General features: G+C 71.1%; 16 protein-coding genes and 3 tRNA genes. 8 read left to right on the forward strand and 11 right to left on the reverse strand.

All coding sequences use genetic code 11. The features are described from left to right. Window positions 1-822 precede the first annotated feature (822 nt). Window positions 823-2319 carry a GntP family permease gene (locus LP52_RS21145; RefSeq protein WP_040276113.1) on the forward strand — a complete coding sequence of 499 codons (1497 nt, stop codon included), beginning with the start codon at window positions 823-825 and terminating at the stop codon, window positions 2317-2319. Between the two features lie 32 nt (window positions 2320-2351). On the opposite strand, the gene LP52_RS21150 is transcribed toward LP52_RS21145, so the two are convergent. Then, window positions 2352-3071: a FadR/GntR family transcriptional regulator gene (locus LP52_RS21150; RefSeq protein ID WP_040276114.1), complete on the reverse strand. Its 720-nt coding sequence runs from the start codon at window positions 3069-3071 to the stop codon at window positions 2352-2354. A 118-nt stretch (window positions 3072-3189) separates the two neighbouring features. Between LP52_RS21150 and LP52_RS21155 the strand changes: the two genes are divergently transcribed. Continuing rightward, window positions 3190-3726, forward strand: coding sequence for a gluconokinase (locus LP52_RS21155; RefSeq protein ID WP_040276115.1), 537 nt, complete (start codon window positions 3190-3192; stop codon window positions 3724-3726). Between the two features lie 26 nt (window positions 3727-3752). On the opposite strand, the gene LP52_RS21160 is transcribed toward LP52_RS21155, so the two are convergent. Together LP52_RS21160 and LP52_RS21165 are read right to left on the reverse strand one after the other, a co-directional pair. Further along, window positions 3753-4631, reverse strand: a complete 879-nt coding sequence (locus LP52_RS21160) for an IclR family transcriptional regulator (protein ID WP_084723386.1) — start codon at window positions 4629-4631, stop codon at window positions 3753-3755. A gap of 489 nt (window positions 4632-5120) precedes the next feature. Continuing rightward, a complete protein-coding gene (locus LP52_RS21165) occupies window positions 5121-5702 on the reverse strand; it encodes a TetR/AcrR family transcriptional regulator (protein WP_040276116.1) in 582 nt (193 codons plus the stop codon). Between the two features lie 95 nt (window positions 5703-5797). On the opposite strand from LP52_RS21165, the gene LP52_RS21170 reads away from it, so the two are divergent. After that, complete coding sequence (locus LP52_RS21170; RefSeq protein WP_040276117.1) at window positions 5798-7363, forward strand: MFS transporter; 1566 nt, start codon at window positions 5798-5800, stop codon at window positions 7361-7363. A 100-nt stretch (window positions 7364-7463) separates the two neighbouring features. Here the strand turns inward: LP52_RS21170 and LP52_RS21175 are convergent, their stop codons facing one another. The 3 genes from LP52_RS21175 to LP52_RS21185 form a co-directional block, all read right to left on the reverse strand. Then, window positions 7464-8432, reverse strand: a complete 969-nt coding sequence (locus tag LP52_RS21175; RefSeq protein WP_052810099.1) for a LysR family transcriptional regulator — start codon at window positions 8430-8432, stop codon at window positions 7464-7466. Window positions 8433-8882: 450 nt separating this feature from the next. Beyond that, window positions 8883-9644 (reverse strand): GntR family transcriptional regulator, encoded by a 762-nt coding sequence (locus LP52_RS21180; protein WP_052810100.1) that lies wholly within the window; start codon window positions 9642-9644, stop codon window positions 8883-8885. Window positions 9645-10043: 399 nt separating this feature from the next. Next, window positions 10044-11264, reverse strand: coding sequence for a molybdopterin molybdotransferase MoeA (locus LP52_RS21185; protein WP_238581029.1), 1221 nt, complete (start codon window positions 11262-11264; stop codon window positions 10044-10046). A 201-nt stretch (window positions 11265-11465) separates the two neighbouring features. Between LP52_RS21185 and LP52_RS21190 the strand changes: the two genes are divergently transcribed. From LP52_RS21190 to LP52_RS21200, 3 genes are all read left to right on the forward strand, one after another. Then, window positions 11466-11537, forward strand: a tRNA-Gly gene (locus LP52_RS21190). Between the two features lie 41 nt (window positions 11538-11578). Then, window positions 11579-11649 (forward strand) — tRNA-Cys (locus LP52_RS21195). Window positions 11650-11663: 14 nt separating this feature from the next. After that, window positions 11664-11740: transfer RNA gene (locus LP52_RS21200), tRNA-Val, on the forward strand. A gap of 96 nt (window positions 11741-11836) precedes the next feature. Here LP52_RS21200 and LP52_RS28510 read toward each other — a convergent pair. Beyond that, window positions 11837-12016 carry a hypothetical protein gene (locus LP52_RS28510; protein WP_238581030.1) on the reverse strand — a complete coding sequence of 60 codons (180 nt, stop codon included), beginning with the start codon at window positions 12014-12016 and terminating at the stop codon, window positions 11837-11839. A gap of 596 nt (window positions 12017-12612) precedes the next feature. Here LP52_RS28510 and LP52_RS21210 point away from each other — a divergent pair. Continuing rightward, window positions 12613-13512 carry a phosphotransferase enzyme family protein gene (locus tag LP52_RS21210; RefSeq protein ID WP_052810101.1) on the forward strand — a complete coding sequence of 300 codons (900 nt, stop codon included), beginning with the start codon at window positions 12613-12615 and terminating at the stop codon, window positions 13510-13512. 1 nt (window position 13513) lies between these two features. On the opposite strand, the gene LP52_RS27465 is transcribed toward LP52_RS21210, so the two are convergent. The 3 genes from LP52_RS27465 to LP52_RS21225 form a co-directional block, all read right to left on the reverse strand. Next, a complete protein-coding gene (locus tag LP52_RS27465) occupies window positions 13514-14890 on the reverse strand; it encodes a hypothetical protein (protein ID WP_157036422.1) in 1377 nt (458 codons plus the stop codon). A 196-nt stretch (window positions 14891-15086) separates the two neighbouring features. Then, window positions 15087-15977 (reverse strand): phosphotransferase family protein, encoded by an 891-nt coding sequence (locus tag LP52_RS21220; RefSeq protein ID WP_040276120.1) that lies wholly within the window; start codon window positions 15975-15977, stop codon window positions 15087-15089. 12 nt (window positions 15978-15989) lie between these two features. After that, entirely contained in the window at window positions 15990-16787 is a 798-nt protein-coding gene (locus tag LP52_RS21225; protein ID WP_157036423.1) for a hypothetical protein, read from the reverse strand. A 935-nt stretch (window positions 16788-17722) separates the two neighbouring features. On the opposite strand from LP52_RS21225, the gene LP52_RS21230 reads away from it, so the two are divergent. Continuing rightward, window positions 17723-19147, forward strand: coding sequence for a cytochrome P450 (locus tag LP52_RS21230; protein ID WP_238581031.1), 1425 nt, complete (start codon window positions 17723-17725; stop codon window positions 19145-19147). A gap of 71 nt (window positions 19148-19218) precedes the next feature. Here the strand turns inward: LP52_RS21230 and LP52_RS28515 are convergent, their stop codons facing one another. Further along, complete coding sequence (locus LP52_RS28515; protein ID WP_238581032.1) at window positions 19219-19506, reverse strand: hypothetical protein; 288 nt, start codon at window positions 19504-19506, stop codon at window positions 19219-19221. Window positions 19507-19652: the final 146 nt, after the last annotated feature.

Raw genomic sequence — 19652 nt, forward strand, 5'->3', positions numbered from 1 at the left:
GGGCGATCCAAGATATAGTAAGCGCCACTAGAGATACGCCGGTGCTCACATAAGCGGCAATTTCAGGGGCCACGAAACTTCCAGAGATCGCAGAGGAGAGCGAGGAGGGCGGCGCGGTGCGCTCAACTGTCTTTCAGCCTGCCCCCTCGGACAAGATCGGAACAACTTCGGGTCTCCCCCACCGAGGTAGGAGCGGTGCTGTAGGGACTTGTAAAGTCTACGATAAGAGCTGTTCTCACCACCATGGATTCCATCGCAGAAACCGTCGCATGGACGAACCCCATTCGCCTCGCTGAATAACTCTGTTCACCGTGGGCATAATTCTCCACGAGCTTCTCATGACTTGTTTGCATGGACGGGTAGGTTTTTGAGCCGGTCGGAGGAGGAGTTGGACGGCGCCCGACGTACCCACCCTGACTTGTTGCGGACGGGGCAGCCTGGTGTGCCGCGTCGCCGAGGGCGGGCCGACACGCGGTCGTGCCAGCGGACGGAAGCTGGAGGAGCCGCTGAAGGTCTCCGGCGGGCGGGTGGCGTTTCGCCTGCGGCCGTTCCAGATCCTCACCCTGCGCCTGGCGCGCGGCCAGGCACCGCCGCGATCCGTGGGACACACCCGCGCCGGATCCGGGTAGCGGGCCGAGGGCGCCGGACCGGACCGCGGTTCGGCGCCTTCGGCGAGGCCGCCGCTCAGGGTCCCGCAGCGCACGCGCATAACAATTCCGAACGGGGAGGATCACACAGGCTCACAAATGGTATTACCATTGCCGCCAGTCTCCGGCGCACGTCACACCGCGCGCCGCCCCGTCCCCATTCCCGGAGGAACCCGTGGAAGCGATAGACCCCGCCTACGGCACCGTGCCGCTGCTGCTCATCGCAGCGGGCGCGATCGCCGCGCTGCTGATACTCGTGATCTGGGTGCGGCTGCACGCCTTCGTCGCGCTCACCCTGGTCAGCCTCGGCGTCGCGCTGGCGACCCGCATCCCGCTGGACCAGATCGTGCCCACCATGCTCGACGGATTCGGCGGCACCCTCGCGAGCGTCGGACTACTGGTCGGCCTGGGCGTGATGATCGGCCGGCTCCTGGAGATCACCGGCGGAGCCGGGGTGCTCGCCCAGGCGCTGATCAGCGCCTTCGGAGAGCGACGCGCGCCCCTCGCATTGGGCGTGGCCTCCCTGATCTTCGGCTTCCCGATCTTCTTCGACGCCGGACTGATCGTCATGCTGCCGATCGTCTTCAGCGTCGCCCGCCGCCTCGGCGGCTCCGTGCTGCTCTACGCGCTGCCCACAGCGGGCGCCTTCGCCGTGATGCACGCCTTCGTGCCGCCCCACCCCGGCCCCGTGGCCGCCGCCGACCAGATCGCCGCCGACATGGGCGTCACGCTGATCGTCGGCCTGGTCCTGGCCGTGCCCACCTGGTACATCGCCAGCTACCTCTACTCCCTCTACGCCGGCAAGCGCATCTACCTGCCGGCACCCGCCGAGTTCGGCAACGCCGACCCCGCCGACCCCGCCGAGGCGGATTCGGGTTCGGGCTCCTCGGCCTCCTCCGGCTCCTCCGGGCTCCCTGCCGAGGGCACCGCCACCACGGCGACCGCGAGCACGACGCGCACCAGCGCGGAGCGGGTCCCCGACGACGCGCCGCGCCTGGCCACGGTGCTGGGCATCCTGCTGCTGCCCATGCTGCTGATCTTCGCCAACACCGGCATGACCACCCTGACCACCACCGGTGCCCTGCCCGAGGACGCCACCTGGGTGCAGGCGCTGATCCTCATCGGCCAGACCCCCGTCGCACTGCTGATCACCACCCTGGTGGCCATGCCTGTGCTGGGCCGGGGCCGGTTCACCCGCCGGCGCGTCGAGCAGATCGTCAACGGCGCGCTGGGGCCGGTCTGCGCGATCATCCTCATCACCGGCGCCGGCGGCATGTTCGGCGGCGTCCTGCAGGCCAGCGGCATCGGCGAGGCGCTGGCCTCCAGCCTGGAGTCCACCGGCATGCCGGTGATCCTGGCCGCGTTCGTCATCGCGACGTGCCTGCGCGTCGCCCAGGGCTCGGCGACGGTCGCGCTGACCACCACGGCGGCGCTGGTGGCACCGCTCATCGCCGCCTCGCCGGACCTGAGCACCATCGACCTGTCGCTGATCGTCGTGGCGATCGCCTGCGGCTCCACGGTGCTGTCCCACGTCAACGACTCCGGGTTCTGGCTGGTCGGCCGCTTCCTGGGCATGGACGTCAAGACCACGCTGCGCACCTGGACGGTGATGGAGACGCTGATCGGCACGGTCGGATTCGTGCTGGCGGCGCTGCTGAGCCTGGTGCTGTAGGGACGCCGGCGCCCTGGAGGACGCGGTCGCGCTCAGCCGCCGCCGGCGGTCTCCTCGTCCTCCAGGGCGGCCACCACCTCGTCGACGATCGCGCGCATGGCGGCCCGGGCCACATCGGCCAGGCCGCCGCTGATCGCCTCGGCGACGTGGGTGTGCAGGTTCAGGGCCTCGGGGCGGGGCTGCCTGGGCATCAGGTGGTATTCGGTGCGTCCGGTGAGGACCTCCGAGACCACGCCCGTCAATCCCGCGAACATCTCGTTGCCCGACATCTGCAGGATGCGCCGGTGGAACTCGACGTCCAGGCGCAGGAAGGCCTCCAGGTCGCCGCTGCGCCCGGTGGCGACCATGCGCCCGTTGAGCTCGGTCAGGCTCGACCGCTCCTCCGGCGAGCCGCGGCGGGCGGCGAAAGCGGCCGCGGGGGGCTCGACGGCGGCGCGCAACTCGGTCAGCGAGCGCAGCTGGTCGATGCGCCGCGGTCCGGCCAGCCGCCACCGGATCAACTGGGGGTCGTAGACGCTCCACTCCTCGGGCGGGCGCACCGTCACGCCCGTGCGCGGACGGCTGACCACCAGGCGCATGGACTCCAACACGCGCACGGCTTCGCGGGCCACCGTCCGCGACACCCCGAAGCGGTTGGCCAGCCGGTCCAGGGTAAGAACGGATCCGGGCTCGTACTCGCCCGCGGCGATCGCGGGCCCCACCTCCGCGAGGACGCGGTTGTGCAGGGTCCGGTGATCGGGGGCGGCGCTCATCTGTCTCCTTCGACCTGCCCGGCGGCGGGCCCCGGCCCGACGCACAGCGAAGCTTCATTGGTAACACTATTAGGGCGCGCACTGGGCGCGTTCACAGATCCGAACACGGGAGCAAGGAATGGCACACGGCACGCACTTCGTCGTCATGGGCGTCTCCGGCACGGGCAAGAGCACCGTGGCCGAGCCCGTGGCCGAGCGCCTGGGACTGGCCTTCGCCGAAGCCGACGACTTCCACCCGGAGTCCAACGTCGCCAAGATGTCGGCCGGTACCGCGCTCACCGACGAGGACCGCCGGCCGTGGCTGGAGGCGCTCGCGGCGTGGATCACCGAGTACGACCGGCGCGGCGAGTCGACGATCATGGCCTGCTCGGCGCTGAAGCGGGCCTACCGCGACACCCTGCGCGCCGCGGCACCCGACGTCCGCTTCCTGCACCTGGACACGACCATCGAGGTCATCGCGGCGCGGCTGCGCGAACGCAAGGGCCACTTCATGCCCGAGACGCTGCTGCGCTCCCAGAAGGCCACCCTGGAGCCCTTGGCCGACGACGAACCGGGCGCCACGCTCGACATCACCCCTCCCGCGGAGGAGGTCATCGAGCGCGCCGCCCGGATCGTGGCCGCCGCTGTGGGCTCCGAACCCGGTTCGCGAGACTGAGTCGGCGGCGCGGGACGTGATCGGTGTCAGCTGCCGGCGGTTTCCATGTGGCCCATGCGGATCGAGACCTCCATGGCGGCCTTGCAGACCGCCTCGCCGATGGCGGGAAGCTTGTCCTGCTCCATCCGGTAGGAGGGGCCGGAGGCGCTGAGGGCTGCGATGACCTCACCGGTGAGCCCGCGGATCGGCGCGGCGACCGCGTTGAGGCCCACCTCCAGCTCCTCCAGGGCCGTGGCGAAACCCCGTTCCCGGATCTCGTCGATCTCGACCTGAAGGCTGTCGGCGTCGGTGATGGTGTGCGGTGTGAGCTGCTCCAGGTGCCCACGCAGCACCCGACGCTGGTCGGGCAGCCGCATGTGGGCCAGCAGTGCTTTGCCGGTGGAGGTCGTATGCAGGGGGTTCTGCCTGCCGACCCAGTTCTGGCTCACGATCGCCGATGCCCCGCGGACCTGGTCGATGTTGACGACCATGTCCCCGCTGGGTATGGCGATGTTCACCGTCTCTCCGAGATCGGCGGCCAGGTCCTCGCAGACGCGTCGGCTCTGCTGGGTCAGATCCAGCCCGGCCGCCATGGTCCCGGCGAGCCGGATTATGCCGAACCCGAGCTGGTACTTGCCCCGCAGCCCGGGCTGCTCCACGAGTCCGCGCCGCTCCAGGGCTCCGACGAGCCGGAACGCCGTGGACTTGTGCACGCCCAGCTCGGCCGCGATCTCGGTTACCCCGGCCTCACCGTGCTGAGCGAGTATCTCCAGAACAGTGATCGCCCTGTCGACCGACTGGACGGGCGCGCCGTTGCTACCCGATCCCGACTTGGTCGACTCCGCTTCACCGCCCGACCCCCGCTCGACCCGGTCCGGGCCAAGGGTGCTTTGACTCTTTCCTGCGCGGTGGTCGTTGGAAGCCATGGAGACCACGATAGTGGTCAAACCTGGACAGACCCTGGACACGCCCGACCGACCGGATGTTTTTGCAGGTCAGGACTCTACTCACGGGTCAACTGAGAACCCGGGCGTAGCGGCTGACCCGCCCAGCGCGCCGAGGTGCACCGACCGCTTCGGCCACGCCCGCCGCTCCCGGCCCGCGGGGTCGCGGGCGCCCGGTCCCCGCGTCGCACGGGTGTGTTCGACGGGTCCCTCCGCAGCGATCGGCACCCGCCCCCGACCCGGCGGCGTGACGCGCGACGGGCTTCTCGGCGCGGGGCGCTGCGGTAGGGACGCCTTTACTCCTACTCCCCTACTCCCCTCCTCGGCGGCTTCGCCGGTATCGCCCGGCGCCAGCGGCTTCGCCATAGTGCCTGGCGAAGCCTCCGGAGGACGTCGCGAGGGTGAGCCCGCCCGTCACCCGCCACCGCCCTCAGCGGCCGCGCAGCAGCCCAGCGGCCGATCGAACGCGCCTTACGCCCAGGCACCCTCGGAGCCGTCGCCGGCTCCGCCCGAGGACCTGGCCGCGTCGGCCCGGGCAGTGAGTCGGTCCAGAACCCGCTCCAGCAGGCGCGGGTCGGGCTGGGGCAGCCCGGCGATCGCCGAGAGGTACAGGCCGTCGCCGACCAGGCGGATGGTCTCGGCCAGCACCGGATCGCCCAGCTCCTCGTGCAGCAGCCGGGACCACTGCTCGAACATCCGCCCGATCAGTTCCGCGGCCTCCGGAGGGACTCCTTCTTTGCTGCGCAGCGCGGCGATGACGGACCAGTAGAGCTCGGCCTCCGCCACCGTCCCGGGCACGGAGGTGCGCAGGAAGAACCGCGCGACCCCCTCCGGGCTGTCGCGCGCTGCGGCGAACTCCTGCTCGGCGCGCTCCGCCAGCCGCCGAACCAGCCCGGTCATCATGGCGCCCTTGCTCGGGAAGTGGTAAAGCAGCCCGCCCTTGGACACCCCCGCCGCGGCGGCCACCGACTCCAGCGTCACCGCCGAAGGGCCCCGCTCGATCAGGACGCCTTCGAGCGCGTCGAGGATGCGGTCCCGCGTCGTCGAACTCACACCCCGACTGTACTGCGGGCGCGGTACTGTACCGTCTGGACGGTACAGTCGATGGGTGCGGCGACGGCAGGCGACCGCGGAAAGCCGAGGAAGTCATGGCAACCGCCGACCGGACCGACCCGGTATGCGGCGCCCCCGCCGACAGCGGGCGGCCGCGCGACTGGGCCGCCCTGGCCGTACTGGTCCTGCCCGTGCTGCTCATATCGGTGGACATGACGGTGCTCGGCTTCGCCGTCCCCTACCTCAGCGCCGACCTCTCCCCCGGCTCCGCACAGCTGCTGTGGATCGTCGACGTCTACTCGTTCGTGCTGGCCGGACTGCTGGTCACCATGGGTTCCCTGGGCGATCGCATCGGCCGCCGGCGGCTCCTGCTGGCCGGCTCCGCCGGATTCGGCGCCGCCTCGCTCCTGGCCGCCTACGCCCCCACCGCCGAAGTGCTCATCGCCGCACGCGCCCTGCTGGGCGTGGCCGGCGCCACGCTGATGCCCTCCACGCTGTCGCTCCTGCGCAGCATCTTCACCGACGAGCGCCGCCGCCTGCTCGCCGTCGCCGTATGGGCCTCGGGCTTCTCCGCGGGATCGGCGCTCGGTCCGATCGTGGGCGGATGGCTGCTGGAGCGCTTTCACTGGGGTGCGATCTTCCTGATCAACCTGCCGGTGACGGGGCTGATCGTGCTCGCCGCCCCGCTGCTGGTCCCCGAATCGCGCAACCCCGGTGCGGCGCGCCTGGACGTGCCCAGTGCGCTGCTGTCGCTGGGCACCGTGCTGCCCGCCGTCTACGGGATCAAGGACCTAGCGGAGCACGGCTGGTCCGCCCCGGCCGGGCTCGCGATCGCCGCGGGGCCGGTGCTCGGCGCCGTTTTCGTTCGCCGCCAGCTGCACCTGCCCGATCCGATGATCGACGTGCGGCTTTTCGCGGTACGCCGGTTCAGCGCGGCGGTGGGCACCAACCTGATGCTCGTCTTCGCCATCGCCTCCTCCCTCTTCGCGCTGACCCAGTACCTGCAGCTCGTCGAAGGCCTCAGCCCGATCCGTGCGGGCCTGGCGCTGGTTCCCGGGCTTGTGCTCTCGGTGGCGGCGAGCTTCGCCGCTGTGTCGCTCTCGCGGCGGCGGAGCCCGGCGACGGTGGTGGTCTGCGGACTCGCCTTGATCGCCGCCGGGTTCGTCCTGACGGCCATGGTGCCCGGCCGCGACGGCGCGCTCCTGGTGGCGGTGGCGTTCGCCCTGCTCGGCACCGGGATGGGGCTCGCCGAGACGCTGACCAACAGCGTGGTGCTCACCGCTGCCCCGCCGCAGCGGGCGGGTGCCGCATCGGCGATCTCCGAAACCGCCTACGAGCTGGGCGGCGCGCTGGGCGTGGCTCTGCTGGGCAGCGTACTCACCGCCATCTACCGGCATCGGCTGGGCGAGGTGGCCGGTGTCCCCGAGGGGGCGATGGCCGAAGCCGCCGAGACGCTGGGCGCAGCGGCGGCCGCCGCCGAAGGGCTCGGCCCCGGCGCCGCCCAGGCACTGATGGGGGCCGCCCGCGAGGCGTTCACCGACGGCGTGCGGCTGACCGGCGCGCTCGCGGCCGCCGTGGTCGTCGCGGCGGCGGTGTTCGCCGGCTCGCTGCTGCGCGAGCGCGGCTCGGCGTCCGCAGAGCGCGCGCCGCGAAACCGCTGAGCGCCCGGACCGTCGGTGAGAGCCGGACGAGCGGCAGGGCGACCGAGTCCGATCCGGGCGCATCGCGGCGGGCGCGCGCGGACCGCGACACCGGGTGGAGTCAGCCGCGACTGGAGGCCCGCGGCTCAGGCACCAGGCCTCCGGTGCGGCTCATGCCGGGCAGCGCCGCGTCCAGCTCCCGCTGCAGCGGGACGGTGCGGGCGAAGGCCGACAGCTCGGCGGCCAGCACGGGCTCGGGGCGCCGCTCGGCGATCGCCAGCTCCACCCCGGTGGGCTCGGCGGGTTCGGCAAGCGGCACCGCCCGCAGCCCTTCGCCCATCCCGCCGGAGGCGAGCCATGAATGGGTGAGCACCGCGCAACCGCCACCGCGGCCGATGTGCTCGAACAGGGCCGGCAGCGAGTCGACCTCCACCCGCACCGCCGGCTCCTCGCCGGTGGCCGCGGCCACCGTGTCGGCCACCCGCGGCCACAGCGGGTCGGGCAGCAGCCGGCACAGCGGCACGTAGGCGAGCTCGCTCCACTCCACGGCCACTCCGTCGGCGAACCGGCCACTGTCGGCGGTCAGCAGAACGGGCCGCTCCCGGTAGAGGACCGCGCGGCCGCGCGAGCGCGCCGGGTCCAGCTGCGTACGCACCGTGCCGCAGTCGAGACCGCCGCCGTCGGCCAGCCCGCGCTGGATCTCCGCAGCGGACATGCTGCGCACGCTCAGGGCCACCCGCGGGTGGCGAGCGCCGAAGCCCGCCGCCGCCTGGCCGAACACGGCGGCCGCTTCGGGCAGCACTCCCACCCGCAGCGTTCCGATATGTCCGTCGCGCACGGTTTCGACGTCGGCGGCCAGGTGATCGCGCTCGTCCAGGATCCGCATCGCCCAGCGCAGCACGCGCTCCCCTTCGGGCGTGAAGCCCTCGAAGCGGTGGCCGCGCCGCACGATCGGGACGCCCAGCTCGGACTCCAGCTTGCGGATGCCGGCGGAGAGCGCCGGCTGGGAGACGTGGCAGGCGAAGGCGGCCCGCGCGAAATGCCGCTCGCGCGCCAGGGCGACGAGGTACTCGAACTGCCGAATCAGCATCCCCGTTCCCCATTCGCATGCGATGTCGACCGGGACCGGACCCAGGGGTTGTCCGGCCCCGGCGGCGGCGAGGGCACCGGGCGTCGACCGACCCCGGCGCCATACGCGCCATCGCTACCCCTCCAGCGGGAGAGGTCGAACATACATTGTGGTGCCTGGGACCACATCCGCGCCAGGGATGGGGAGAAATCACCCGACTCCGGCGGTGCGGCCACCGGCTCGGCGGTCGGCCTGGAGCCCGCCGGCGCCCGATTCCGGCCCGGGCCGCGCACAAGCACGCCTGCGGCCCTGCGGCGAGCGCATGGCAGCACACGCCTGCGACGTGGGCAAACCGCAGCACGGCGGCGCTACGCCGCCTCCAACGGGCCCGGCCACCCGGCCGCCACGGCCGCCCCGGCCCGGCCCGGCTCGGTCAGCGGCGCATCGGGACGCAGCCCATGGCCCGAGGGCTCACATCCCCGCGGCCCGGCCCGCGGTGCCGGTCGCCTCGCCCTCGCCGACCGCTTCCTCACCGACCGCGTCCTCGTCAGCGCCCTCGGCGACCTGGTGGTGGTAGGCGACGCGGGTGGTCTCGGTGTGCTCGCGCATCAGGGCGGCGGCGCGCTCCTGGTCGCCGGCCTCGATCGCCGCGATGATGGCCTCGTGCTCCTCCCAGGACTCGCGGCCGCGCCGCTGCACCACGAGCCCGTGGTACCAGCGCACCCGCCGCTCCACCTGGGCGGCCAGTCCTTCAAGGACCCCGTTGCCCGCGAGCTCCACGATGCGGTGGTGCAGCGCGGCGTTGCTGTCGACCATCGCGTCGGTGTCGCCGCGCTCCAGGCCTTGGACGCCCTCGCGCCACAACTCCCACAGCCGCTGGGTGCCCTCGGAAGTCGCGGAGCCGGCGGCGAGCCGGGCGGCCTCGGTCTCCAGCAACGAGCGCACGGCCAGCAGCTGGTCGGCCTCGCTCTCACTGGGCTGGTGCACGAACGCGCCGTAGCCCGGACGCAGATCGACCCAGCCCTCGTTGCTGAGCCGCTGCAGCGCCTCACGGACCGGCTGGCGGGAGACCCCCAGCTGCTCGGCGAGCTCGTTCTCGACGAGGTGGCGTCCGGGTGGCAGCCGCCGCCGCGTGATCAGCTCCAACAGCGTCTCGTAGACGCTGTCGCGCAGCGGGGCGGGGCGCTGCACCGGGTTGGCCAGCACACCTTTGTCGAGATGGGACGAGGTCATGGGTCCGCGGCTTTCGTCGACTACAAGCCCTTGCGAGTAACGGGTTCTGCGGACCCGAGTCTAGGCCAGGAGCGGGTACCCGAAGCCCCGCCGAGACCCCCCGTGCTCCGGCCGCCGGGAACTCGGAGGCGGTCGCGGCACGGTGCCGTCCGGCCCGCCCCCGGTCACCGAGCCGTAGGCGGTTCCCGTTGCCCCTGCCAGCCACAGAGCCGCTGGCGGCTTCCGCGGCGCGGCCGGACCTCCTCGAACGGCCGGACATTCCTGAGCCGACGAACCGCGGGGCGTTCGGTCCGCCGTGGACCCGCGGGGCCGGACGGTCGGCGAACCCGTCGGCCCGCGGGCGGCCACACCGGCCGGTCGACAGGCGCGCCGGCCGCACCTTCCTCGGCCGACCGCCCCTCAGCGCGGCAACCAGAGCAGGCCGGCGTAGGGCCCGCTCCAGCCGGGCGGGATGACGGCGTAGGCGTCGGCGAGCGCGGCGCCGCGCAGGCTGCCGGGACGGTCGTAGCCCACGGGCTCGGCCTGGCCGCCGGAGACGCGTACGGCCACGAGCCGGGTGTCGTGGGCATGCGGTTCGACCGCGCCCTTGACCCGCATCGAGGGCGGCAGCACGCCGTCGGTGTCGGGGGCGCCTGCCATGGCGCGCAGCGCGGGCAGCAGCAGGGTCGTGGCGGCGGCGAGGGCTGCGTTGGGGTTTCCCGGAAGGCCGACCACGACCGTCCCTGCCTCGCCGAGGTCGCCGGGAGCGCCGGTCCCGCCGAGGGAGGCGAGCAGCTGCGGGTGTCCGGGGCGGCAGGCGACGCCGTCGACCACGATCGTCGCGCCGACCTCGGCCAGCGCTGCCCTGAGGTGGTCCGCCGGGCCCTTGGACGAGGCGCCGCAGACCACGACGACGTCCGTGCCCTCGCCTCGGGCCGCCCGGAGCGCGGCCGCCATCGATTCCAGCGCATCCGGTAGGAATCTCGGCTCACCCGCCGGTTCGGCGCCGACCGAGGAGACGATACCGGGCAGCATCGGACCGATGGCGTCGCGCACCTGCCCGCGCCCCGGACGCCCCGACGCGGCGATCTCGTCTCCGGTGACCAGCACGGTCACCCGAGGGCGACACACGAGCAAGGTGTCGTGGCCCAGCGAGGCGGCCAGACCGATCAGCGCGGGAGTGACCGTGGTCCCGCTCGGAACCACGGTGTCGCCGACGAGGGTGTCCTCGCCAGCGCGGCGCACGTGCTTGCCGGCGGCGATCTCGCCCCGCACCCGGCTTCCGGCGCCGCTTCCGTCACCGGCGCAGGTGGTCGCGTGCTCGTATGGCAGCACCGCGTCCGCGCCCTCGGGGACCTGGGCTCCGGTGGCGATCTCCACGGCCTGCCCGGGGCTCAGCCGCCCGACCGCGTCGGCGGCACCCGCCAATATCCGGCCCGCCACGGACCACTCGGGCCCGGGCCCGGCCACCGCGTAGCCGTCCATGGCGGCGGCGTCATAAGGCGGAACGCCCACAAGCGCCGTCAGTTCATGGGCGAGGACCGCGCCCAAGGCGTCACCGAGCGCGACGGCCCGCCCGCCGGAGCACCCGCTCCGCGCCCCGAGCCGGCGCGCCTCCTCGCGCGCCTGTGCCCACGGCATCACAGCGTTCCCGCAGCGGACCATCGCACTCCTCCGGCTAGTGCCGACATATCACCCCTGACACGCCCCCTGTATATCTGCAGTCCCCGGACGGCCGGCTGTCAACCCGGCCGCTGGTTTGCCGTGTGCCGACTTTCCGCTAAAGTTCTAACTGCACGACGGCGCAGGCCGCCCCCACCGGGGACCGGCGCCGGATCGTACGCGGACGTGGCTCAGTGGTAGAGCATCACCTTGCCAAGGTGAGGGTCGCGGGTTCGAATCCCGTCGTCCGCTCGGAGACACCCTGGGGGTTGCCTTCACCCCTGCATGAGTCCGGTGGAGTGGCCGAGAGGCGAGGCAACGGCCTGCAAAGCCGTCTACACGGGTTCAAATCCCGTCTCCACCTCTGGTACCACCCTGGGGCGGTTAGCTCAGTTGGTTAGAGCGCTACCTTGACACGGTAGAGGTCACAGGTTCGAATCCTGTATCGCCCACCAGCATCACTGGAGGTCAGAGGCCGTTCATCGGTCTTTTTCAGTTATCGCGGGCTTCGGCGATGGAGCCGATCTGGAGACGATCTTGCTCCGGCTCCGTCACGAAGCCCGTTTCTCATCGGGTGCACGGTAGTACTCACCCAGCCGTGGAGCCGTCTCCACGATCCACTCGCACTCGGCCGGTTTCACCGCCTGCACGCTCCGCTGCCAGCGCTCCTCCAGCACCGTGCGCACCTGCTCCTTCATCGCCGGCGTCACGTGCTCATACACGTCGCCCATCCCCCGCATGCGATGCCCGAGGCGGGCGGCCCGTACGACTTCGGGCACCCCGTCCTCGGCCAACCATGTGCGGTGGGTGTGGCGGCCTTCGTTGAAGGTGAAGCCCGGCAGGAGCGGTGCCCGCAGCCACGCTTCCTCACTCTCCGGATTCCCGTCCCAAGCCGGGCGCCAGAACCGGGTGCGGAAGTTGCCGCGGCGCAGTTGCCCGCCCCGGGATCCGGTGAAGACCGCCCCGCCCGGCTCCGCCTCCTCCAGCAGGTCGGTGTAGAGGGCGTCGAGGAAGTTCGCAGCGCAGCCTCCACCGCGGTCGGCATTGCGCGCCCAAGCTGTTCATGCCGGGCGGCGATGCCCTCCACCATGCTGCTTCGCAGCGCCTCAGGAGCCCGGTTCGATTCAGCCGTCGCGTCCTCGAAACCAGGTGAATTAGTTCGGTGCGTAGTCACACGGTGACCCTCCCATGGGTTTTCGGGGTGCAGCAGGGCACGCTGCGGGGCATCGCAGGGCAATCTGGAGCGGCTCGTCGCCGGTCCTACACCCGACTCCCTAGGGTTATAGCCGCTGCCTTCGACGGCGGTGGTGCGGGAAGGAGCCGAGAGATGGCCGATGGCGCCGAGGGGCCACTGACGCAAGAGGCGGCACTGGATGTCGCTTCACAGGCAGGCGCGGAACTGGGACTCGTCGCCGCCGAGCGCCGCGTACTCGGGCCGGTCGGGGCGAACGCTTCGGTACTGCTGCCGAACGAAGCGCTCGTACTGCGCATTACCGCCAAGGCCAACGCCGAGCGCATGCGCCAGGAGCTGGATGTGGCGGCGTGGCTGAACGACTCCGGTGTCCCCGCCGTACGTCCGGCACGACCTGTGCCCATGGGCGTTGCGGGCCGACTGGTTTCGGTATGGCACGAGGTCCCCGACCCGCGCATGGCCGACAGCGCCGAACTGGGTCGTGCGCTGCGCCGCCTGCACTCCGTTCACAGCCCGGATGAGGTGCATCTTCCGATTCTGGAGCCGCTGCGCGGAGCCGAGCACTACCTCGAGGCGGCCACCGGCATCAGCGCCGAGTCACGCGCATACCTGCACTCTCGCCTCGAACAGCTGCGCCAGGCCTTCCGAAGCGTGGAACCGGCGTTGCCCCTCGGTCCGGTCCACGGCGATGCCCACCGCAAGAACTTCGCGTCCACCCCCGGTGGCGAAGTCGTCGCCATGGACCTCGAGCGGGTGTCCACAGGCCCGCGTGAATGGGATCTGGTCGTCGCTGCGGTGTACAACGAGCTGGGTTGGTACACCGACAGCGAGTACACCGCCTTTGCCTGTGCCTACGGCTATGACGTGCGCGACTGGGAGGGCTATGACACCCTCGCCGACATCCGGAGGCTCCGCATGACCGCCTGGCTCAGCTCCCGCACCGGCCGCGAACCGCGGCTCGTTCCCGAGGCCGAACACCGCATCGCCACCCTGCGTTCGCGCCCCCACCGCTTCGACTGGACGCCCGGCGTGTGACCTACTGAGCCCCCGCCGGAGAGTCGCGGGTCCGCTTGCGGAACATGCGCACTGCGGATGCGTCGGCATAGGGCTGCAGACTGTCGTCGAACCGGCGGACATAGCTCTTGACCCGTGCCGACCGCATCGGAGCTGCATCAGCCACGACTTCGCCGGCGATAGCGCAGGCAGCGTCGACATCGCCGGCTCCACCCATCGCGTAGGAGCCGGCGAGGATCAGGCCCGCGAAGGTGCGGCTACGTCGATATTCCCTCCGTGCGCCGCTCCGGCTGGCTCGGGCGTGGCGACGCGCCGCTTGCGCATGTCCCAGGTCGTGGAAGCAATGCGCGAACTCGTCGTTGACCTCGGCCTCGTCGAAATATCCCAACCACTCGGGTTCCTCAGCGGCGTCACTGGAGGCAAACAAGTGCTCCATCCTGCCCAAGGCCTGGGTACATGCCCGCTCCTCCCCCAGCGACGCCAGCGCACGGGCCTCCATGGCCGCGAACATCGCCTCGCCCCCCGGGGTCACCCCGCCATTGGCCCCCACCTGCGCGCTGCGTGCCAGGTCCAACGCATGGCGGAACTGCCCTCGGAAGTTCGCTTGGTGGCTCAATAGAACCAGCGTCTTTCCCGCGAGAGCCGGATCTCCGGCCCATCGGGCGAAGTTCAGCGCCTGCACGAAGTAGCGGCGTGCCAGCGTGTAGTGCCCGGCGTCGTAGGCCATGGCCCCCGTCTTGTAGGTGAAGCGCGCCGCCGCAGAAAAGAGCGCTCCGCCCACTGCGGCGGTGTAGCTCCCCTTCAGGAGCGGTGCTACCTCGCTGTGTAGGTACTGTACGGCGGCGACGCGGGCGTGTCCGCCTCCGAACTCGTGATCGAGCGCTTCGAACAGATCACACGCACGATTGACGGCCGCGACGTCATCCTCACCGACCCGTGCTGTTCCTTCGTGCCTCTGGGGCGGCTCCGTATTCGACGTTGTCAGCCACCGTAGAGCCACCGTGCTCACGTCGGGCTCCGGCGGACCTTCTCCTGATCCCTCGGTTTCGAACTCGAGATCTGCTGCCCACAACGTTCGCGCCGCCTCAGCCGAGGCGTCCGAGGACTCACCGATCTCCGCCGACGACCGGTGACGGTCTCGCTCCTGGCCACCTGTCGAGGCCGGCGCACCGCTCGATCCTGGACTCACCGTCCGACCACGGGGTACCGGATGAAACCCGAGGTCTCCGTCGCTGTCGGCCCCGAGCACGGCTTTGAGCCCGGAGCGGTAGGCGGCGCTGGGCCAGCGGACTTTGCCGCGCTCGTAACGGGCGATGGCGTGGGCGTCCAATGCATAGCGCTTGCCGGTGGCATTCCACAGGTAGTCGTTGACTGCCTCGGCCAGTTCGCTTCGGCTCATCGCTTCCCCTGGCGCCGAAGGTGAAGGACACCCCTCACGCGCCCTCCGAAGCCGGTGATTGAGTTCCACAATCAGCTCCTCGTGCCCGTCGGCTTTCAGGGTAACGAGACGCCCTGACCTCAGGCCCGATCTTCGACCATGCTCGGTGGCTTCCCACGCCGAAGGCAGCAGATGGCTGCTGCCACTTCCGTCCGCTTCAAAAGGCGTTCCAGGTCCATGGACGGGGGACGTGGCCGCGCAGGCAGCGGATGCGGTGCCGGGCCTCCTCCGCGGCGCCGGGACGGGATTCGGCCTTGCTGAGGGTGAAGCAGACCCAGCGCAATTCTTGGATCTCCGCGAGGGTCCGGAACCCCGGCGCGGTGGTCACGTCATAGCCGCCGTAGGCGGTGACGAAGGCGTTGTAGTCCTCGTCGGCGATCCGGGCGAAGTCGGTATAGTCCACGGCCAGGGAGACCAGATCGGCGTCCCGCGGGCCGAGGGCGACCTTCTCAAGGTCCATCACGATGGGCGTCCCGTTGTCGGGCACGGCCACGTTGCCTTGCCAAGCATCACCGTGAATCACACTGCAGCTTCCCACAGCGCCAAGCCCCTGGTACTGCTCACGAAGATCGGCAAGGCGCCGAGTCAGCCATGCTCGATCTTGGGGATCCAACGCCTGGGCGGTACTGATGTGGTCGGGATCGATGCCGGCGAACGGATCGAACCGAGGCAGCCGCAGCTCTTCGGGTATCGGCAGGCTGTGAATGGTGCCTAATACAGCACCGAGCTCGCCCGGTGTGGCGGGCCGGTGCGGTGGCAGCAAACGCCACCAGGTGACCGGGCGACCACCGATGACAACCGGCTGGGGAACGCCGGCAAGAGCGTGAACGACCGGCACCGCGCAGCCTTCCAGCCAACGGGAAACGTCCACTTCGCGCTCGGCGACAACGCAGATCCCGGGCCGCCCGACGCGGGCGACGACGCGATCGGGCAGCCGGTACAGGACGTTGGCGCCGTCGCGGATCAGTTCAGCGCCGTCGGCGTTGATACCCGCAGCGCGTGCCGCAGCGGTAAGGACGGCACTGGCATCGAGGGCGTGGAAGCTCACGCGCAGATCGTCTCAGGTGTTCTCGGTCGCCACGGCAGCGACGTCGCGGACCAGGTCGGCGACGTCGCCGTCGCGCGTATGCGGTCGGGCGGCCCGTTGCAGGCCGTGCAGCTCGTTGGTGATCCGTGTGGACCGCAGCGCTTCGGCGTCGGCCACGGCTTGCCGTCCAATCGGTACCGCCTCGTGCGGGTCGCCCACCTCCATCAACAGCGAAGCAAGGCGCACGCGGGAGAACACGCGCGAGCGGGGGTAATGGGATTCGTGCAGGGAGATGGCACTACGAATGCGGTGTGCGGCCAGTTCGGGGCGGCGGGTCTGCAGTGCGAGGGGGATCAGGGCTTTGCCGGTGCTTCCCTGGTGCTCGGCTTCGTCGTAATAGCACAGCCAGGGGGGATCGTGCTCCGGTGCGCGATCGGCGAAGCAGGCATCCGCCCGGTCGATGTCGGCGCGGATGTCGCGGGCGGCAGCGGTCAGCGCGAGCACGCGTGCTCGTAGGGTCCATAGCATTGCCCGGGCGGTTGCGGAGAGGCGGTCATCGCGGACCTGGGCCAGCTCGATGAGTGTGAGGGCGTCATCGAGCTCGCCGAGATAAGCCGCCTTGCGTGCCATCTCAGCAAGGGTGTTGGCGCGCAGTGCCCAGGAACCGGCTTGCTCGGCGCACCACAGCGCGAAGCGGAAATACCGGTCCGCCGCGGCGAAGTTGGCGATGTCGAAGGCGGAGTAGGCCACTACACTGCTCAGGTTTCCCACCGCCTCATACATCGCCGTGCGGACGTCATTAGCGGCGCGCGCCTCCAACAGGGCGCCCACCCAGCGCAGCTGGGAGGACGCGGCCTCGCAGCACAGGCCCCGCCGAAGACGTTCTCCGACATGGCGATGGCTCGGGTGGCGCCACGCACATACTCGACATCCGTCCAACCCACCCGGGCGGGAACCGGTGTTTCCACTGCTGTGTCCGCCAGGAATGCAGCCGGGGACTGTCCGAGGTCGAGATGCCCCCCGATGCCGACCGAGGTTGAATGCAAGGGGGCGGCTCCAGAGGAACCCGGGCGGTCCGGCGTAGGTTCATCTCCCGATTCTTCAGAGGCCCCGTGCCCGGTGACCAGCGACCGCCTGCCAGCGGCCGGCGATCCGAATCTCCCGCTCTCGTTCGCTCCAGGCTGGGGAGGCGACGCGGTGCTGCTGCCTCTTCGGGCGGGATGAAAACCCAGATCCGCATCGCGGTCCACAGCAAGGACGGCTTTGAGACCTGCGCGGTAGACGGCGCTGGGCCAATGCACCTTACCGCGCTCGTAACGAGCGATGGTGTGTGCGTCCAGCGCATAGCGCTTGCCGGTGGTGCGCCACAGGTACTCGTTGGCCGCCTCAGCCAGCTCCGAACGAGTCATTGCCTCTCCCGGCGCCGAAGGCGACGGGCATGCTTCCCGCGCCGCACGAAGTCGGGAGTTCGGTTGATCAGCGGTCATTGCGTTCCCTCATAGCCGCGTGGTCGCTTCCGGCAAATTGCCCTTGGATGCCCTTTTGTCTGCCCTGCCGAATTCGGTGCGTTGGATCGACGCTTGGCGTCTATGACACCACAGGACGGCGGCCCCACGACGGACGGAGGTCGCGCAAGTTCAGCCCTCGGAACGCCGGCGGCGCTCGCGCTGCCAAGCGCTTTTCATTCATCGCAGTACTGTTCCCCTTTTCCTCCTCCCTGGCCAGGACGGCGCCGCCCTCGGCTGGCCAGGAACGGGGTGGCGGTAATGGAGGACCGCATTCCCCGCGCCGAGCCGTCCGAGCGTTCAGTGCCGGTGTCCGACCTGCACACCGCAGGCACTCCCATCTACGCCGACGCGCTCGACGAGGACCTGCCCGCGGTCCTCGAGAAGCTCCGCCAGAGGTACGGGGCCCTCGCTCCCGTGCAGGTCGCCCCGGGCGTGGGCGCGTGGGTGACCCTGTCCTATGACGTCAGCCTCGACGTCTTGCGCGACCGGGTGCGCTTTCCGCGTGATCCCCGCCGCTGGCGCGAGGCGCGCGAGGGCCGCGCCACCCCCGAGACCGTGCCGGGGCCCTTCTGGTACTTCCGCAACGCCTTGGCCTCCGACGAGCCGGACCACTCCCGCTACCGCAGCGTCATCGTCGACGCGCTGACCCGGATCACCCGGGACGGCACCCGGCTGGCCATCGCCGACATCGCCGCGGACCTGCTCGCCGCACCGGGTGCAGCCGGGCGCATCGACGTGGTCGCCGACTACGCCTTCCGCCTGCCGCTGCTCTTGCTCAACCGCTACTTCGGCTTGGACGACGCCCACGGGCGGGAACTGACCGAACTCATGCGCCGCGTGTGGGACGGCGGCGCCGACGCAGAGCAGGCGCGCATGGACCTGTTCGGCTACGCCCAGGCCGTCACCGCCGCGCGGCGAGCCCAGCCCGGCGCCGACGTCGTCTCGCGCATGATCGCCCACCCCCACGGGTTGGATGAGGAGGAGGTGGCCCACCAGCTCATCCTCGTCATCTCCGCCGCCCACGACCCGCTGATGAACCTCATCGCCCATACCGTCCACGTGCTGCTGACCGATCGCGAGATACGTGCGGACGTGGCCGGGGCGCGCACCCGCATCGACGAGGCGATCGACACGGTGCTGTGGCGCTCGCCGCCGATCACGCTGCTGCCGGGCCGCTACGCGGCCCGCGACATGGAGGTGGCCGGCGCCCGGGTGCGCGAGGGCGACTGCCTGATCATCGGCTACGGCCCCGCCCACGCCGACCCGCAGGTCGCCCCGGGCATCGACACCGCCGCGCTGTCGGGCTCGCGCGCGCACCTGGCGTTCGGCGCCGGGGCCCACCAGTGCCCGGCTCACAACCTGGCGCGCCAGATCGGCATCGACGCCGTGGCCGCCCTGCTGCACCACATGCCCGACCTGCGCCTGGCCGTGGCTGCTGAGGATCTGGTGCGGCGCCGCTCGCCGTTTGCCCACGGCCTGCACGCGCTGCCCGCCGCGTGCACGCCCACCCAACGCGATGCCGACTCCTCCCCGTTGTTCTCCTCTGCTGGAGGTGCCCCGTGCCCGCACGCCCCGAGCCCATCGTCCTGGTCCCCGGACAGGCCCACGCCCAGGCACGCGAGCTCCACGCGGCCGGCCCGCTGGCGCGCGTGGTGGTGGCGGATCTTCAGGTTTGGGCGCTGACCCACGACGCGCAGCTGCGTGCCGCCCTGGTGGATGGGCGTTTCCGCCGCAACTGGCGCGCCTGGTCGGCCTTAGCCCAAGGCGCGGTGCCCGCGGATCACCCGGTGGCGGCCATGGTGGGGCTGGACAACATGCTCACCGCCGACGGCGCCGACCACCGGCGCCTGCGCGGACTGATCTCCCAAGCCTTCACGCCCGGCCGGATCGCGGCTTTGCGTCCCGCGATCTGGGGGCGGGCCGAGAAGCTGGTGGAGGAGCTCGCCCTCGCCGCAGGGCCGGTGGATGTGAAGGCCGCCTTCGCCTACCCGCTGTCCCAGCAGGTCTTCGGGGACCTGTTCGGCATCGGCGACACCGACCACGGCCGCATCCGCGCGATGGTCGACACCGCCTTCTCCACCGCGCCCCCGGACGAGGTGCGGGCGATGCGGGCCGAGGTCGACGCCTACCTCGACGAGGTGATCGCCGCCAAACAGGACGCGCCCGGTTCCGACGTGGTCTCGGCGCT

The sequence above is a fragment of the Streptomonospora alba genome (assembly GCF_000826685.1).
Lineage (GTDB): Bacteria > Actinomycetota > Actinomycetes > Streptosporangiales > Streptosporangiaceae > Streptomonospora > Streptomonospora alba.

What these genes read in the sequence shown, in the direction of transcription:
- LP52_RS21150 (WP_040276114.1), bottom strand. Translation starts at nt 3,071, where the DNA reads ATGAGCGCCGCCCCCGATCACCGGACCCTGCACAACCGCGTCCTCGCG.
- LP52_RS21155 (WP_040276115.1), top strand. Translation starts at nt 3,190, where the DNA reads ATGGCACACGGCACGCACTTCGTCGTCATGGGCGTCTCCGGCACGGGC.
- LP52_RS21160 (WP_084723386.1), bottom strand. Translation starts at nt 4,631, where the DNA reads ATGGCTTCCAACGACCACCGCGCAGGAAAGAGTCAAAGCACCCTTGGC.
- LP52_RS21170 (WP_040276117.1), top strand. Translation starts at nt 5,798, where the DNA reads ATGGCAACCGCCGACCGGACCGACCCGGTATGCGGCGCCCCCGCCGAC.
- LP52_RS21175 (WP_052810099.1), bottom strand. Translation starts at nt 8,432, where the DNA reads ATGCTGATTCGGCAGTTCGAGTACCTCGTCGCCCTGGCGCGCGAGCGG.
- LP52_RS21180 (WP_052810100.1), bottom strand. Translation starts at nt 9,644, where the DNA reads ATGACCTCGTCCCATCTCGACAAAGGTGTGCTGGCCAACCCGGTGCAG.
- LP52_RS21185 (WP_238581029.1), bottom strand. Translation starts at nt 11,264, where the DNA reads ATGCCGTGGGCACAGGCGCGCGAGGAGGCGCGCCGGCTCGGGGCGCGG.
- LP52_RS28510 (WP_238581030.1), bottom strand. Translation starts at nt 12,016, where the DNA reads ATGGGCGACGTGTATGAGCACGTGACGCCGGCGATGAAGGAGCAGGTG.
- LP52_RS21210 (WP_052810101.1), top strand. Translation starts at nt 12,613, where the DNA reads ATGGCCGATGGCGCCGAGGGGCCACTGACGCAAGAGGCGGCACTGGAT.
- LP52_RS27465 (WP_157036422.1), bottom strand. Translation starts at nt 14,890, where the DNA reads ATGAGCCGAAGCGAACTGGCCGAGGCAGTCAACGACTACCTGTGGAAT.
- LP52_RS21230 (WP_238581031.1), top strand. Translation starts at nt 17,723, where the DNA reads ATGGAGGACCGCATTCCCCGCGCCGAGCCGTCCGAGCGTTCAGTGCCG.